The following is a 14,984-nucleotide window of genomic DNA, read 5'->3' on the forward strand; positions in this document are numbered from 1 at the left end:
GGAGCATTTCATGGGTCTGCTGATCGAAGGGCGCTGGCATGACCAGTGGTACGAAAGCGGCAAGGACGGCGCCTTCCAACGGGAACAGGCGCAACGTCGCAACTGGGTCACTGCCGATGGCCGCCCCGGCCCCAGCGGTGAAGGCGGCTTCGCCGCCGAGGCCGGGCGCTACTACCTCTATGTCTCCCTGGCCTGCCCCTGGGCCCACCGCACGCTGATCCTGCGCAAGCTCAAGGGTCTGGAAAAGCTGATCGACGTCTCGGTGGTCAGCTGGCTGATGCGCGAGAACGGCTGGACCTTCGACACCGCCTACGGCTCCAGCGGCGACCCCCTGGACCACTTCGACTTCATGCACCAGCGCTACACTGCCGACACCGCGGACTACACCGGCCGCGTCACCGTACCGGTGCTGTGGGACAAACAGCGCCAATGCATCGTCAGCAACGAATCGGCGGAAATCATCCGCATGTTCAACAGCGCCTTCGACGGTTTGACGGGCAATACCCTGGACTTCTATCCGCAACCCTTGCGCAGCAGGGTCGATGAGCTCAACGGGCGCATCTATCCGGCACTGAACAACGGCGTGTACCGCGCCGGGTTCGCCACCTCGCAAAAGGCTTATGAGACGGCGTTCGATGATGTCTTCGCCGAACTGGATGCGCTGGAGGCCCTGCTCGACACGCAGCGCTACCTGGCCGGCGAGTACCTGACCGAAGCCGACGTGCGGCTGTTCACCACCCTGATCCGCTTCGATGCGGTGTACTACAGCCACTTCAAGTGCAACCTGCGGCGGATTGCCGATTACCCGAACCTGTCCAACTGGCTGCGGGAGCTGTACCAGTGGCCGGGGATTGCCCAGACCGTGGACTTTACCCACATCAAGGGGCACTACTACGCCAGCCACACCACCATCAATCCGACAGGCATTGTGCCCAAGGGGCCGTTACAGGACTTCAGCCGCGCACATGATCGGCAGCGGTTGAGTGGGCAAGGGGTTTGGTGCAGGGGTTGAGGACGCTTTCGCCGGCAAGCCGGCTCCTACAACAGCGGGATGTGTAGGAGCCGGCTTGCCGGCGAAGCTTTTCAGACCTCGGACTGAGCGCCTTCGAACCAGGCCAGCTTCTCGCGTAGCTGGACCACTTCGCCGACGATCACCAGGGTTGGCGCGTGCACTTCGTGCTCGGCCACCAGCGCAGGCAGGTTGCCCAGGGTGCCGGTGAAGACACGCTGGTTGCTGGTGGTGCCCTGCTGAACCAGGGCCGCCGGGGTGTCGGCGCCGCGACCGTGCTTGATCAGTTGCTCGCAGATGGTCGGCAAGCCCACCAGGCCCATGTAGAACACCAGGGTCTGGGCCGGCGCCACCAGGTCGCTCCAGGGCAGGTTGCTGGTGCCGTCCTTGAGATGGCCGGTGACGAAGCGCACCGACTGGGCGTAGTCACGGTGAGTCAGGGGAATCCCGGCATAGGCCGAGCAACCACTGGCCGCGGTAATCCCCGGCACCACCTGGAACGGAATGCCGTGGGCCGCCAGCTCTTCGATCTCTTCGCCACCCCGTCCAAAGATGAACGGATCACCACCCTTCAGGCGCACCACCCGCTTGCCTTGCTGGGCCAGGGTCACCAGTTGCTGGTTGATCTGTTCCTGGGGCACGGCGTGATCGGCGCGACGCTTGCCGACGTAGATGCGTTCGGCGTCGCGGCGGCACAGCTCGAGAATCGCCGGCGCCACCAGGCGGTCGTAGAGCACCACATCGGCCTGCTGCATCAGGCGCAGGGCGCGGAAGGTCAGCAGGTCCGGATCACCCGGGCCTGCGCCCACCAGATACACCTCGCCCGGCGCATGAGGCGCCTTGCCCGCAATCTTGGCCTGCAACAGACGTTCGGCTTCCGCCCCCTGCCCCGCCAGCTGACGATCGGCAATGGGCCCTTGGAACACGTCCTCCCAGAACGCCCGGCGTTGCTGCACATCCGGAAACAGGCCTTTGACCTGGGCCCGGAAACGCGCCGCCAACCCGGCCAGTTGGCCGTAGGTGGAAGGAATCCAGGTTTCCAGCTTGGCCCGGATCAGCCGCGCCAGCACTGGCGCATCGCCGCCACTGGAGACTGCGATGACCAGCGGCGAACGGTCGACGATGGCCGGGAAGATCACGCTGCACAGGGCCGGCGCGTCCACCACATTGACCGGCACGCAACGCCGATGGGCATCGGCGGAGACCTGGGCATTCAGGGATTCGTCGTCGGTGGCGGCGATGATCAGGGTGCAGCCGTCGAGGTCGGCCTCGACATACCCGCGCAACAGGGACTCACCGCCGCTGGCGACGATCAGTTCCTGCAATTGCGCTTCTATTTCAGGTGCGACCACTCGCAGCTGCGCACCGGCATCGGCCAGCAGACGGGATTTGCGCAAGGCAATCTCCCCTCCGCCGACCACCAACACACGACTGCCGCGAAGGTTGTGAAACAGCGGCAGATATTCCATTTAGCCGATGACCTCAAGGCCACCCATGTACGGCTTCAGCACATCCGGCACACGGATCGAACCGTCGGCCTGCTGGTAGTTCTCCAGCACCGCCACCAGGGTGCGGCCCACGGCCAGGCCGGAACCGTTGAGGGTGTGCACCAGCTCAGGCTTGCCGGTTTCCGGGTTGCGAAAGCGCGCCTGCATGCGGCGGGCCTGGAAGTCGCCACAGTTGGAGCACGAGGAGATCTCGCGGTACTTGTCCTGGCTCGGTACCCAGACTTCCAGGTCGTAGGTCTTGACCGCACTGAAGCCCATGTCGCCGGTGCACAGGGCCAGTACGCGGTACGGCAGTTGCAGCAGTTGCAGGACTTTCTCGGCGTTGGCGGTCAGGCCTTCCAGGGCTTCCATGGAGGTCGACGGCTCGACCACCTGGACCATCTCGACCTTGTCGAACTGGTGCTGGCGGATCATGCCGCGGGTATCGCGACCCGAAGCACCGGCTTCACTACGGAAGCACGGCGTGTGGGCGACGAACTTCAGCGGCAGTTGCTTGGCGTCGAGAATCTCGCCAGCGACGATGTTGGTCAGCGACACTTCAGCGGTCGGGATCAGGTACAGATCGGCTTCGCCTTCGCGAGTGATCTTGAACAGGTCTTCCTCGAACTTCGGCAACTGGCTGGTGCCCACCAGCGCCGGAGCCTGCACCAGGTACGGGGTGTAGGCCTCTTCGTAGCCGTGCTCGCCGGTGTGCAGGTTGATCATGAACTGCGCCAGGGCGCGGTGCAGACGGGCGATCGGGCCGCGCAACAGGGCAAAACGCGCGCCGGACAGCTTGGCCGCGGTTTCAAAGTCCAGCCAGCCGTGGGTTTCGCCCAGGGCCACGTGGTCCTTGATCGGGAAATCGAAGGCGGTCGGGGTGCCCCAGCGGCGCACTTCGACGTTGCCGTCTTCATCTTCGCCCACCGGCACCGACTCGTGGGGCAGGTTGGGAATGCCGAACAGGATCGAATCCAGTTCGCTCTGGATGTTTTCCAGCTCCGCCTTGCCGGAGCTCAGCTCGTTCCCCATGCGCTCAACGTCGGCCATCAGCGGGGCGATGTCTTCGCCGCGTTGCTTGGCCTGGCCGATGGACTTGGAGCGCGCGTTACGTTCAGCCTGCAGTTGCTCGGTGCGGGTCTGCACGGTCTTGCGCTGTTCTTCCAGCGCTTCGATGCGTGCCACATCCAGGGCAAAGCCGCGGGATGCCAGACGATCCGCTACGTCCTGGAGGTTGCTACGTAACAGTTTGGAATCGAGCATGTCGTTCTCTCGTTTATCAAAGTTTGGTCAAGGACAGGCCGGCCCAGGTAGCAAGCAGCCCGCCGAATACACTCAGTGCCGCATAGCCCAGGGCCAGCGCCACTTGTCCGCTTTCCAGCAGACGCACGGTATCCAGTGAAAAGGATGAAAAAGTCGTCAGGCCACCGAGGAAGCCCACTATCAATCCGGCACGCACTTCGATCGGCACTTCCGGACGGACCAGGAACAGCCCGTACAACACGCCGATCAGCAGGCAGCCCACGATATTAACGGCCAGCGTCGCGGTATAGAAGTGCCGCGGCCAATTGGCGTTGATCCAGTTGCCCGTGGTGAAACGCAACAGGGTACCGGCCACGCCACCGGCGGAGACTGCGAGGATCAGGGGGATCACGGTTTTCTCCGCTGCAAGGGGCTGGCCCGGTCCAGGGCGGCCAGGTGCTTGAGCTTCTCGCCGATCTTCAGTTCCAGGCCACGGGGCACCGGTTGATAGAGCGGCAAGGGTTCGAGTTCTTCGGGGAAATAGTCTTCACCGGCGGCGTAGGCATCCGGCTCGTCATGGGCGTAGCGGTATTCGTCGCCGTAGCCCAGCTGCTTCATCAGCTTGGTCGGGGCATTGCGCAAGTGGATCGGCACTTCCAGCGAGCCGTGCTCGGCAGCAGCGCGCATGGCGGCCTTGAAACCCATGTACACGGCGTTGCTCTTCGGCGCACAGGCCAGGTAGGTGATGGCCTGGGCCACTGCCAGCTCGCCTTCGGGGCTGCCCAGGCGCTCCTGCACATCCCAGGCCGCCAGGCACAGGCTCAGGGCCCGCGGGTCGGCGTTGCCAATGTCTTCGCTGGCCATGCGCACCACGCGCCGGGCCAGGTACAGCGGGTCGCAGCCACCATCGAGCATGCGCGCGAACCAGTACAGGGCCCCGTCGGGATTGGAGCCGCGCACCGATTTGTGCAACGCGGAAATCTGGTCGTAGAAGGCTTCGCCGCCCTTGTCGAAACGCCGGCGGGTGTCACCCAGCAGGCTTTGCAACAGATCGACACTGATCTCGCCACCGTCTTCCGCCAGGTCCGAGGCGTTTTCCAGCAGGTTGAGCATGCGCCGGCCATCGCCATCGGCGGCCGACAGCAGCATCTGGAAGCCTTCATCGCTGAGGCTCAGCTGGCGCTTGCCCAGCCCCCGCTCCTCGGTCAGGGCGCGCTGTACCAGGGTGCCCAGGGCCGCTTCATCCAGGCTCTTGAGCACATAGACCCGCGCTCGGGAGAGCAAGGCGTTGTTGAGCTCGAAGGAGGGGTTTTCCGTGGTGGCGCCGATAAAGATCAGCGTGCCGTCTTCCACGTAAGGCAGGAAGGCATCCTGCTGCGATTTGTTGAAGCGGTGCACTTCGTCGACAAACAGAATGGTTCGCCGACCGTATTGCCCGGCCTGCTGCTTGGCGACTTCCACCGCCTGGCGGATCTCCTTGACCCCGGCCAGCACCGCCGAGACGGTTTCGAAGTGGGCATCCGAGACTTCCGCCAACAGCCGCGCCAGGGTGGTCTTGCCGACCCCGGGCGGGCCCCAGAAGATCATCGAATGCAGCGCGCCCTGCTCCAGGGCCTCGCGCAGCGGCTTGCCCCGGGCCAACAGGTGCTGCTGGCCAACGTACTCGTCCAGGTTGGTCGCACGCAGGCGTGCGGCCAGTGGCTGGGCAATCGGGGCACTACGAAACAGGTCCATGGACTACCTTCGAAACCTTGCGGTTGCGGCTGCTTACTCTTGGATCACATCGGCACCCTTGGGGATGTCGAACTTGAACTTGGACGCCGGGATGGCTTCGTTGGCCTTGACCCCGGTGAACAGGATATTGGTGCGCTGGCCAACGCTGTCGATCAACTGCATGTCGTTGATCATGCCGTTGCGAAACGACAGGCGCAGGCTGTCGAACAGGGTGTCGCGGGTTTTCGGCTTGAGGGTGAAGTCCATCACGCCGCCGGCTTCCTTGGAGGTGATGTCGAAGCTTTCGCTGATTTTCGACACGTCACCGGAGAGCAACAGGGCCGGGGTCTGGGTCAGGCGCTGGTCAAGCTTCTTGATGGTCACCTGCTCCAGGTCCGGGTCCCACAGGGAGACTTTCTGGCCGTCGGAGACCATCAGCTGTTCTTGTGGCGCATCGGTGTGCCAGTAGAACAGGCCCGGGCGCTGCAGGGACATCTCGCCGGCGGTTTCCTGCAACTGGGTGCCGCTGCCGTCCAGGGTCAGTTGGGAGAAACGCGCGGTCAGGGTCTGGGACTTTTCCAGCAACTGGGTCAGGCGCGCCACGTCTTTCGGGTCGGCGTGGGCCGATAAGGTGGTCACAGCCAATACCGGCAGCAGCAACATGCGAATCAGGCGCATGGAATTCCTCATTAATTGGATGGGTATACGAGCGGCGTGATTTCACGCCGCTGCAAGCGAAACAAGGATCAGTCGCGCGTCGGGCCCGGCGCCAGCACTTCGCGGGAGCCGTTGGTGTTCATCGCCGTCACCACCCCGGCCATTTCCATGGCTTCGATCATCCGGGCGGCGCGGTTGTAGCCAATCTTCAGCTTGCGCTGTACCGCCGAGATCGAGGCCCGGCGGCTTTCCAGGACGAACTGCACGGCTTCGTCGTAGAGCGCGTCGGCTTCCGGATCATCGCCGTCCCCCCCGCCGCTGCTGCCTTCGAAACCACTGCCCGCCTCTTCGACACCGTTGAGGATGTCGTCGTTGTATTCCGGCGCACCGCGCAGCTTCCAGGCCTCCACCACGCGGTGCACTTCATCATCGGAAACGAAGGCGCCGTGGACGCGGATCGGCAGGCTGGTGCCCGGCGGCATATAGAGCATGTCACCGTGGCCCAGCAATTGTTCGGCACCGCCCTGGTCGATGATGGTCCGCGAGTCGATCTTGCTCGACACCTGGAACGCCATGCGGGTCGGGATGTTGGCCTTGATCAGGCCGGTGATCACGTCCACCGATGGGCGCTGGGTGGCGAGGATCAGGTGGATACCGGCGGCACGGGCTTTCTGGGCGATACGGGCGATCAGTTCTTCAACCTTCTTGCCGACGATCATCATCATGTCGGCGAATTCGTCCACCACCACCACGATGGTCGGCAGCTTGGTCAGCAGCGGCGCTTCGTCGTGGATGCTTTCGCGGTTGTACAGCGGGTCGGCCAGCGGGGTACCTGCTTCAATCGCTTCCTTGACCTTGGCGTTGAAGCCCGAGAGGTTGCGCACGCCCATCTTGGCCATGAGCTTGTAGCGCCGCTCCATCTCCGCCACGCTCCAGCGCAGGGCGTTGGCCGCGTCCTTCATGTCGGTCACCACCGGGCACAGCAGATGCGGAATGCCCTCGTAGATCGACAGTTCGAGCATCTTCGGGTCGATCATGATCAGCTTGGCGTCTTCCGGGCCGGACTTGAACAGGATCGACAGGATCATCGCGTTGACCCCCACCGACTTACCGGAACCGGTGGTACCGGCCACCAGCAGGTGAGGCATTTTTGCAAGGTCGGTGATGATCGGCTTGCCGCCGATATCGTGGCCCAGGGCCAGGGTGACCGGGGATTTGAAGTTGTCGTATTCCGGGGTCGAGAGCACTTCGGAGAAGCGCACGATCTGCCGGTCTTCGTTGGGAATCTCGATGCCCACGGTGGTCTTGCCGGGAATCACTTCCACTACGCGAACACTGGTCACGGCCAGGGAACGCGCCAGGTCCTTGGCCAGGTTGGCGATCCGGCTGACTTTCACCCCTGCCGCCGGCTGGATTTCGTAACGGGTAATCACCGGCCCCGGGTGGATCGAATCCACCGAGACTTCGACGCCGAACTCCTTGAGCTTGATTTCCAGCAGGTGGCCAACCGCCGCCAGGGATTCGGGGGAATAGTTCAGCTGTTTCTTTTCTGCCGGGTCGAGGATCGAGATCGGTGGCAAGGTGCCTTCCACCGCGCTGTCGACGAACAGCGGCACCTGTTTCTCTTTCTGCACGCGCTTGCTGGGCTCCGGCGCCTTGGTGGCGATCGGTGTGATCACTGGCGGCACCTGCTTTTCGCGCTCGGACATGTGCTTGCTCAGGGCCTGCTCGCGCTCGATAAGGCGCTCCTTGACCTTGGCCTGCTCGCGCTTGTCGGCCACGTTCGGGGCCACGACTTCATCGACCCGGGCATCCACTTCGCGCAATTGCGCCACCAGTTGCTTGCGCTCCACGCGCGCATCCCACCAGCGGTTGGCGGCGCCCTGGAACAGTTCGAACAGGTCGAGGGTGATCTTGCCGGTCACGTCCATCACCTTGAACCACGACAGGTCGGTGAACACCGTCAGGCCGAACAGGAACAGGGCAATGAACATCAGGGTGCTGCCCTGCACGTTCAGGGCGTTCTTGGCCAGGTCGCCCAGGCTTTCGCCCAGGGCGCCACCGGCACCGGCCGGCAGGCCCGTGGCGGCATGGAAATGGATATGGGCCAGCGCGGCGCCCGACAGCACCAGGAACACCAGGCCGATCAGCCGCCAGGAAAACAGCCAGCCGCTCCACTGCCAGGGCTCATGGCGCTGGCGGAAGATCTGGTAGGTCTTGATCGCCAACAGCAGCGGGAAGATATAGGCGAAGTAACCCAACACCATAAACAGGATATCGGCGCTGTAGGAACCGGCCGGGCCACCGAAGTTCTGCACGTCTTCAATCTTGCTGTTATGACTCCAGCCCGGATCATCTTTCCCATAGGTCAGAAGTGCCATCATCAAGAACAGGCACAGGGCGCCAATGGCGATCAACGCACCTTCCTTGAGCCGGTAGTGCAATTGTTGACGCCAGAGCGGAACAACAGGTTTAGGTGCTGCGGTGGATTTCTTCAAAACGCGTCTTTTCCTGCGCCAAGGGCGCGTCCAACGGGTGATTGACTACAAGATACTGCTCAATCCGAGCAGGTAAATAAAGTTGACCGGCGTAACTGGGGCTACTTTTAACACTCTGCCCCTTGCTTCTGAAACAGTGCAATTCTGAATAAACCCGGTACAGCGTCGTATTGTACGGGTTTGTTCACGCCATGCCACGTCGGAACCCTCCGACCAGCATAGTCAACGGCCTGTTACGCACTGTTCAATTGGAGCATGCATTCTCTTTTGTGACAAAGGCTTATGAGGTGTTTTTATGAACGATGCGAAGCATTCACGCCTGATCATTCTGGGCTCTGGCCCTGCCGGTTACAGCGCTGCCGTCTATGCCGCTCGGGCCAACCTCAAACCGACGGTGATCACCGGTTTGCAAGCCGGCGGCCAACTGACCACCACCACCGAAGTCGACAACTGGCCCGGCGATGTCGAAGGCTTGACCGGCCCGGTGCTGATGGAGCGGATGCAGAGACACGCCGAACGCTTCGACACCGAGATCGTCTATGACCACATCCACACCGCACAGTTGCAGCAGCGGCCGTTTATCCTCATCGGCGACAGCGGCACCTACAGTTGCGACGCGCTGATCATCGCCACTGGCGCCTCGGCGCAATACCTGGGCCTACCCTCCGAAGAGGCCTTTGCCGGCAAGGGGGTTTCCGCCTGCGCCACCTGCGATGGCTTCTTCTACCGCAATCAGGTGGTGGCCGTGGTGGGCGGCGGCAACACCGCCGTGGAGGAAGCACTGTACCTGTCGAACATCGCCAAAGAAGTGCACCTGGTGCATCGCCGCGACAAGCTGCGGGCCGAGAAGATTCTCCAGGACAAGCTGTTCGACAAGGCCGCCAATGGCAATATCCGCCTGCACTGGAACCAGCACCTGGAGGAAGTGCTGGGCGATGCCAGCGGCGTGACCGGCGCCCGCCTCAAGGACAGCCACAGCGGAGAAACCAAGGATCTGGCACTGGCCGGGGTGTTTATCGCCATCGGCCACAAGCCCAATACCGATCTGTTCCAGGGCCAGCTGGAGATGCGCGACGGCTACCTGCTGGTGCGTGGCGGCAGCGAAGGCAATGCCACGGCCACCGGCATCCAGGGGGTATTTGCCGCCGGCGACGTGGCCGACCACGTCTATCGCCAGGCCATCACTTCGGCCGGCGCCGGCTGCATGGCAGCGCTGGATGCGGAAAAATTCCTCGACGACAACTAAGCCCTCGCCCTACGCTTGTGGCGGGCCCGCAATGGCTCGCCACCGCCCTCCCCTGCCGCAAGTCTGGATACCATGCTGACCTGGTTACAACGCAACACACTCGACTTCCCGCCGCTGGAAAAGGCCATGCGCGAGCCCAATGGCTTGCTGGCCGCGGGCGGAGACTTGTCTGCCGACCGCCTGATCCAGGCCTATCGTCACGGCTGCTTTCCCTGGTTTTCCGAGGGCCAGCCGATTCTCTGGTGGTCCCCCGATCCGCGCACGGTGTTATTCCCGGACGAACTGCATGTCTCCCGCAGCCTGGGCAAACTGTTGCGCAAACAACGCTATCAGGTGACCTTCGATCAGGACTTTGCCGCAGTCATCAGCGCCTGTGCAGCGCCTCGCGCCTATGCCGACGGCACCTGGATCAGCGAAGCGATGCAACGCGCCTACCTGCAACTGCATCAACGCGGCTACGCCCATTCGGTGGAAGTCTGGGATCAGGGAGTGCTGGTGGGCGGCTTGTATGGGCTGGCCATGGGGCAGCTGTTTTTCGGCGAGTCGATGTTCAGCCGCGCCGACAATGCCTCGAAATTCGGCTTTGCCACTCTGGTGGAACGCTTGAAGGCGTGGGGATTTGTGCTGATCGACTGCCAGATGCCCACCGAACACCTGCACAGCCTCGGCGCCCGATCCATTTCCCGGCCAGAGTTCGCGAATTACCTGAAACACCACCTGGACCTGCCGAGCCGCGCCATATGGGTTTCCTAGGCGGGTTTGCCGGGGGTGGCTTACACTTAATTGCAAAGCTTATTCCGAGGGTTGACTCATGACCGAGTTGGCGCGCCTGAAGTTCTATGCCACCCAACCCCACTCTTGCAGCTACCTGCCCGACGAACAGGCGACCACTCTGTTCCTCGATCCCAGCCAGCCCATGGACGTGCATGTCTACGCGGATCTGTCGGAAATGGGCTTTCGGCGCAGCGGCGATCATCTGTATCGCCCCCACTGCCAGAACTGCAACGCCTGCGTGCCGGCGCGCATTCCTGCTACACAGTTCCTGCCCAGCCGCCAGCAAAAGCGCATTCTCAAACGCAACAGCGACCTGACCGTACACGCGGCCAAACCCTGCTTCAGCGAAGAGTATTTCGACCTCTACCAGCGCTACATCGAGCAACGCCACGCCGATGGCGACATGTTCCCCCCCAGCCGCGACCAGTTCTCGACCTTTCTGGTTCGAGACCTGCCCTTCTCGCGCTTCTACGAGTTCCGCCTGGACGGCCGCCTGCTGGCCGTGGCGGTCACCGACCTGCTGCCCAATGGCCTGTCAGCGGTCTACACCTTCTATGAACCCGACGAAGAGCGCCGCAGCCTCGGGCGCTTTGCGATCCTTTGGCAAATCGGCGAAACCCTGCGCCTGGGGCTGGATGCGGTGTACCTCGGCTACTGGATCAAGAACTGCAAAAAGATGAACTACAAGACCCAATATCGCCCCATAGAGCTGCTGGTTAACCAGAGATGGGTGATCCTCAACTAGAAGGTCTTGGCTTAAACCCCACTTTTCGGGCACAATGCACGCCGCTTTTGCCTGGCGCAGTTGCACCGGGCCATTCATTGGACACCGAGGGCTTTACTGCATGTCGAAAGAAGACAGCTTCGAAATGGAAGGCACTGTCGTCGACACCCTGCCCAACACCATGTTTCGTGTGGAGTTGGAAAATGGGCACGTCGTAACCGCGCATATTTCCGGCAAGATGCGCAAGAACTACATTCGTATTCTTACCGGTGACAAAGTGCGCGTCGAGCTGACGCCCTATGACTTGAGCAAAGGGCGCATCACTTACCGCGCTCGCTAAGCAAGTCAATACAAGACGCCCGGTTATGCCGGGCGTTTTTGTTCGTCTGCAAAAAACGTTTCAAACGCCAGATAGCACAAAGGCACCTCCCGGTGCCTTTGGCTGTACTGCTGCGTTATGCGGCGATCAAGCCATTTCCGCCGTGGTCTCGAAATCGAAGGTCAGCTCGCCATCCTTGATGTCGATGTGGACCACACCGCCATGGTCGGACAACTCGCCAAACAGGATCTCCTCGGCCAGGGGACGCTTGATCTTGTCCTGGATCAAGCGCGCCATCGGACGGGCGCCCATGGTCACGTCGTAACCACCGGCGGCCAGCCAGCTGCGAGCGGCATCGGTCACTTCCAGCTGCACGCGCTTGTCTTCCAGCTGCGCCTGAAGCTCGGTAAGGAACTTGTCCACCACGCTCTTGATCACTTCGTGGCTCAGGCGACCGAACTGGATAATGGTGTCCAGACGGTTGCGGAACTCCGGCGTGAAGCTCTTCTTGATCACTTCCATGGCATCGGAAGAGTGATCCTGATGCGTGAAGCCGATGGAGGCTCGCGCCGCGGTTTCAGCACCGGCGTTGGTGGTCATGATGACGATCACATTGCGGAAATCGGCCTTGCGCCCGTTGTTGTCGGTCAGGGTCCCGTGATCCATCACCTGCAGCAGCAGGTTGAAGACTTCCGGGTGGGCCTTCTCGATTTCATCGAGCAGCAATACGCAATGCGGCTGCTTGGTGATGGCCTCGGTCAGCAAGCCGCCCTGGTCGAAACCGACATAACCGGGAGGCGCACCAATCAAGCGCGAGACGGTGTGCCGCTCCATGTACTCGGACATGTCGAAGCGTACCAGCTCGATCCCCATGGCCTTGGCCAACTGCCGCGCCGCTTCGGTCTTGCCGACACCGGTAGGACCGGCGAACAGGAAGGAACCGACCGGTTTGTCCGGCGATTTCAGGCCTGCACGGGACAGCTTGATCGCGGTGGACAGCGAATCGATCGCCGCATCCTGGCCAAACACCGTCAGCTTGAGATCGCGCTCAAGATTGCGCAGCAGCTCTTTATCGGAACTGGTGACGTGTTTTGGTGGAATCCGCGCGATTTTCGCCACGATGTCTTCGACCTGGGCCACTTCGATGCGCTTCACGCGCTTCTCCGCCGGCTGCAGGCGCTGATAGGCACCTGCCTCGTCGATGACGTCGATGGCCTTGTCCGGCATATGCCGGTCATTGATATAGCGCGAGGCCAATTCTGCAGCGGCACGCAGGGCTTCATCACTGTATTCGATACTGTGATGCTGCTCGAAACGCCCCTTGAGGCCGCGCAGGATGCCAATGGTGTCTTCAACCGAGGGCTCGGACACATCGACCTTCTGGAAGCGCCGCGCCAAGGCCCGGTCCTTCTCGAAAATGCCACGGAACTCCTGGAAGGTAGTCGAGCCGATGCAACGGATATCACCCGAGGACAGCAGCGGCTTGAGCAGGTTCGAGGCGTCCATCACCCCACCGGAGGCCGCACCGGCACCGATGATGGTGTGGATTTCGTCGATGAACAGGATCGCCTGAGGGCGTTTTTTCAGTTCGCCCAGCAGCGCCTTGAAGCGCTTCTCGAAATCGCCGCGGTATTTGGTACCGGCCAGCAACGCCCCGAGATCCAGCGAGTAGACGACGCTGTTGACCAGCAGGTCCGGCACTTGATTGTCGACGATGCGCTTGGCCAGGCCCTCGGCAATCGCGGTCTTGCCCACGCCTGCCTCACCCACCAGCAGCGGGTTGTTCTTGCGCCGGCGCGCCAGGATCTGCGCTACGCGCTCGACTTCCTGCTCGCGCCCCACCAACGGATCAATGCGCCCCTGACGGGCCAGTTCATTGAGGTTGCTGGCATAGGCATCCAGAGGATTGCCCGAAGAAGACGACTCACCACCCTCTTCGTCCTGCATATCCTGTTCACCTTCAGAATGATCGCCATGCCCGGGCACCTTGGAGATGCCATGGGCGATGTAGTTGACCACGTCGATACGGGCAACGCTCTGCTGTTTCAGCAGGAACACCGCCTGGCTCTCTTGCTCACTGAAGATTGCCACCAGCACATTGGCACCGGTGACTTCACGCTTGCCCGAGCTCTGTACGTGAAAGACAGCACGTTGCAATACACGCTGGAAACCCAGGGTTGGCTGAGTTTCGCGATCCTCGTCGTGCACGGGAATCAGCGGCGTGGTGGAGTCGATGAACTCCTGCAGGTCGTGCTTGAGTTTGTCGAGGTTTGCTCCGCAGGCACGTAAAACGGTGGCGGCGGCCTCATTATCCAAAAGAGCCAACAGGAGATGCTCGACGGTCATGAACTCATGACGCTTCGAACGGGCCTCCTTGAAGGCGAGATTGAGGGTGACTTCGAGCTCGCGGTTTAACATAGCTTCACCTCATACCCAAGTGGTCGGCGTTAACCGTCCTTCTCGATTTCACAGAGTAGCGGATGCTGGCTTTCCCGGGCGTACTGGTTGACCTGCATGGCCTTGGTCTCGGCGATGTCGCGGGTAAACAATCCACACACTGCCCGCCCTTCGGTATGGACGGCCAGCATGACCTTGGTCGCCAGCTCGCGATTCAGGTTAAAAAACATCTCGAGCACTTCGACGACGAAATCCATCGGCGTGTAGTCATCGTTGAACAAAACCACCTTGTACATCGGCGGCGCCTGGAGAGCAGGCTTAGCCTCCTGTACTGCCAAGCCAGCGGAATCGTCGTCGTGCAAGTCCGGGCGATCCTGATTGAATGTTAGTCGAATCTGGCTGATTGCATGCATGGAAAGAAAGGTTCGTCAGTTATGCAAATACAGTGGTGGGGGCGCCCTGGAAGGATTTCAACTCCGACCGCCGGGTCAACTTGACTATCGGCAAAACGGTGTTACAACCAATAGGGCCCACATTGGGTAATAAACGTCCGCGGCGTCAACCTTTTTACCAAGCTTGGCGGCGGATGAACTGGATGATACTCCAGTGATGGAGTCTGTTGCAGAGGGATATGAGTATGGCTAGCGGTAAGGTCAAGTGGTTCAACAACGCCAAGGGTTATGGCTTTATTAATGAGGAGGGCAAGACTGACGATCTGTTTGCCCATTACTCGGCCATCGATATGGATGGCTACAAGACCTTGAAAGCCGGACAGGCTGTGAGCTTCGAGATCATCCAAGGGCCCAAGGGCCTGCATGCGATCAAAATCAGCGCGTTGAAGGTGCCCGGCGAAATCGTCACCGCCGAGGCCCAGCCCGAAAGTGCCCTGAGCTGATCCAACCAACATCCAGTCATGAA

Annotated in this window: 14 protein-coding genes; 6 read left to right on the forward strand and 8 right to left on the reverse strand. The window is 61.6% G+C overall.

Annotation, left to right across the window (positions count from 1 at the left end; translation table 11 throughout):
• Window positions 1-10: 10 nt before the first annotated feature.
• On the forward strand, window positions 11-1,012 hold the full coding sequence (locus tag A9971_RS05515; protein WP_183000991.1) for a glutathione S-transferase family protein: 1,002 nt from the start codon (window positions 11-13) through the stop codon (window positions 1,010-1,012).
• 71 nt (window positions 1,013-1,083) lie between these two features.
• Here the strand turns inward: A9971_RS05515 and cysG are convergent, their stop codons facing one another.
• From cysG to A9971_RS05545, 6 genes are all read right to left on the reverse strand, one after another.
• Window positions 1,084-2,478: a siroheme synthase CysG gene (gene cysG, locus A9971_RS05520; RefSeq protein WP_011062163.1), complete on the reverse strand. Its 1,395-nt coding sequence runs from the start codon at window positions 2,476-2,478 to the stop codon at window positions 1,084-1,086.
• Entirely contained in the window at window positions 2,479-3,759 is a 1,281-nt protein-coding gene (gene serS / locus A9971_RS05525) for a serine--tRNA ligase (RefSeq protein WP_011062164.1), read from the reverse strand. It lies immediately after the preceding gene.
• A 16-nt stretch (window positions 3,760-3,775) separates the two neighbouring features.
• Window positions 3,776-4,150 carry a fluoride efflux transporter CrcB gene (gene crcB / locus A9971_RS05530; protein ID WP_041119048.1) on the reverse strand — a complete coding sequence of 125 codons (375 nt, stop codon included), beginning with the start codon at window positions 4,148-4,150 and terminating at the stop codon, window positions 3,776-3,778.
• A complete protein-coding gene (locus tag A9971_RS05535; protein ID WP_015636284.1) occupies window positions 4,147-5,472 on the reverse strand; it encodes a replication-associated recombination protein A in 1,326 nt (441 codons plus the stop codon). The genes crcB and A9971_RS05535 overlap by 4 nt, the downstream gene beginning before the upstream one ends.
• A 33-nt stretch (window positions 5,473-5,505) precedes the next feature.
• Window positions 5,506-6,129, reverse strand: a complete 624-nt coding sequence (gene lolA / locus A9971_RS05540) for an outer membrane lipoprotein chaperone LolA (protein WP_011062167.1) — start codon at window positions 6,127-6,129, stop codon at window positions 5,506-5,508.
• Window positions 6,130-6,197: 68 nt separating this feature from the next.
• Window positions 6,198-8,606, reverse strand: coding sequence for a DNA translocase FtsK (locus A9971_RS05545; RefSeq protein WP_011062168.1), 2,409 nt, complete (start codon window positions 8,604-8,606; stop codon window positions 6,198-6,200).
• A 295-nt stretch (window positions 8,607-8,901) separates the two neighbouring features.
• Between A9971_RS05545 and trxB the strand changes: the two genes are divergently transcribed.
• The 4 genes from trxB (at window position 8,902) to infA (ending at window position 11,690) form a co-directional block, all read left to right on the forward strand.
• On the forward strand, window positions 8,902-9,852 hold the full coding sequence (gene trxB, locus A9971_RS05550) for a thioredoxin-disulfide reductase (protein ID WP_015636286.1): 951 nt from the start codon (window positions 8,902-8,904) through the stop codon (window positions 9,850-9,852).
• Window positions 9,853-9,924: 72 nt separating this feature from the next.
• Window positions 9,925-10,605, forward strand: coding sequence for a leucyl/phenylalanyl-tRNA--protein transferase (aat, locus tag A9971_RS05555; RefSeq protein ID WP_015636287.1), 681 nt, complete (start codon window positions 9,925-9,927; stop codon window positions 10,603-10,605).
• Window positions 10,606-10,663: 58 nt separating this feature from the next.
• Window positions 10,664-11,371 carry an arginyltransferase gene (locus A9971_RS05560; RefSeq protein ID WP_015636288.1) on the forward strand — a complete coding sequence of 236 codons (708 nt, stop codon included), beginning with the start codon at window positions 10,664-10,666 and terminating at the stop codon, window positions 11,369-11,371.
• A gap of 100 nt (window positions 11,372-11,471) precedes the next feature.
• Window positions 11,472-11,690 carry a translation initiation factor IF-1 gene (gene infA / locus A9971_RS05565; RefSeq protein ID WP_002553999.1) on the forward strand — a complete coding sequence of 73 codons (219 nt, stop codon included), beginning with the start codon at window positions 11,472-11,474 and terminating at the stop codon, window positions 11,688-11,690.
• 126 nt (window positions 11,691-11,816) lie between these two features.
• Here the strand turns inward: infA and clpA are convergent, their stop codons facing one another.
• Together clpA and clpS are read right to left on the reverse strand one after the other, a co-directional pair.
• Window positions 11,817-14,087: an ATP-dependent Clp protease ATP-binding subunit ClpA gene (gene clpA, locus A9971_RS05570; RefSeq protein WP_011062172.1), complete on the reverse strand. Its 2,271-nt coding sequence runs from the start codon at window positions 14,085-14,087 to the stop codon at window positions 11,817-11,819.
• A gap of 29 nt (window positions 14,088-14,116) precedes the next feature.
• Window positions 14,117-14,479, reverse strand: coding sequence for an ATP-dependent Clp protease adapter ClpS (gene clpS, locus A9971_RS05575; protein WP_011062173.1), 363 nt, complete (start codon window positions 14,477-14,479; stop codon window positions 14,117-14,119).
• A gap of 218 nt (window positions 14,480-14,697) precedes the next feature.
• On the opposite strand from clpS, the gene cspD reads away from it, so the two are divergent.
• Window positions 14,698-14,961 (forward strand): cold shock domain-containing protein CspD, encoded by a 264-nt coding sequence (gene cspD / locus A9971_RS05580; RefSeq protein ID WP_019092905.1) that lies wholly within the window; start codon window positions 14,698-14,700, stop codon window positions 14,959-14,961.
• Window positions 14,962-14,984: the final 23 nt, after the last annotated feature.

It is taken from the genome of Pseudomonas sp. UME65, from assembly GCF_014170225.1.
In the GTDB taxonomy this organism is placed as follows: Bacteria; Pseudomonadota; Gammaproteobacteria; order Pseudomonadales; family Pseudomonadaceae; genus Aquipseudomonas; species Aquipseudomonas protegens.

Bases quoted from the DNA above. Each gene is read 5' to 3' on its own strand.
- A9971_RS05515 (WP_183000991.1), top strand. From the start codon at position 11: ATGGGTCTGCTGATCGAAGGGCGCTGGCATGACCAGTGGTACGAAAGC.
- cysG (WP_011062163.1), bottom strand. From the start codon at position 2,478: ATGGAATATCTGCCGCTGTTTCACAACCTTCGCGGCAGTCGTGTGTTG.
- serS (WP_011062164.1), bottom strand. From the start codon at position 3,759: ATGCTCGATTCCAAACTGTTACGTAGCAACCTCCAGGACGTAGCGGAT.
- A9971_RS05535 (WP_015636284.1), bottom strand. From the start codon at position 5,472: ATGGACCTGTTTCGTAGTGCCCCGATTGCCCAGCCACTGGCCGCACGC.
- lolA (WP_011062167.1), bottom strand. From the start codon at position 6,129: ATGCGCCTGATTCGCATGTTGCTGCTGCCGGTATTGGCTGTGACCACC.
- trxB (WP_015636286.1), top strand. From the start codon at position 8,902: ATGAACGATGCGAAGCATTCACGCCTGATCATTCTGGGCTCTGGCCCT.
- aat (WP_015636287.1), top strand. From the start codon at position 9,925: ATGCTGACCTGGTTACAACGCAACACACTCGACTTCCCGCCGCTGGAA.
- A9971_RS05560 (WP_015636288.1), top strand. From the start codon at position 10,664: ATGACCGAGTTGGCGCGCCTGAAGTTCTATGCCACCCAACCCCACTCT.
- infA (WP_002553999.1), top strand. From the start codon at position 11,472: ATGTCGAAAGAAGACAGCTTCGAAATGGAAGGCACTGTCGTCGACACC.
- clpA (WP_011062172.1), bottom strand. From the start codon at position 14,087: ATGTTAAACCGCGAGCTCGAAGTCACCCTCAATCTCGCCTTCAAGGAG.
- clpS (WP_011062173.1), bottom strand. From the start codon at position 14,479: ATGCATGCAATCAGCCAGATTCGACTAACATTCAATCAGGATCGCCCG.
- cspD (WP_019092905.1), top strand. From the start codon at position 14,698: ATGAGTATGGCTAGCGGTAAGGTCAAGTGGTTCAACAACGCCAAGGGT.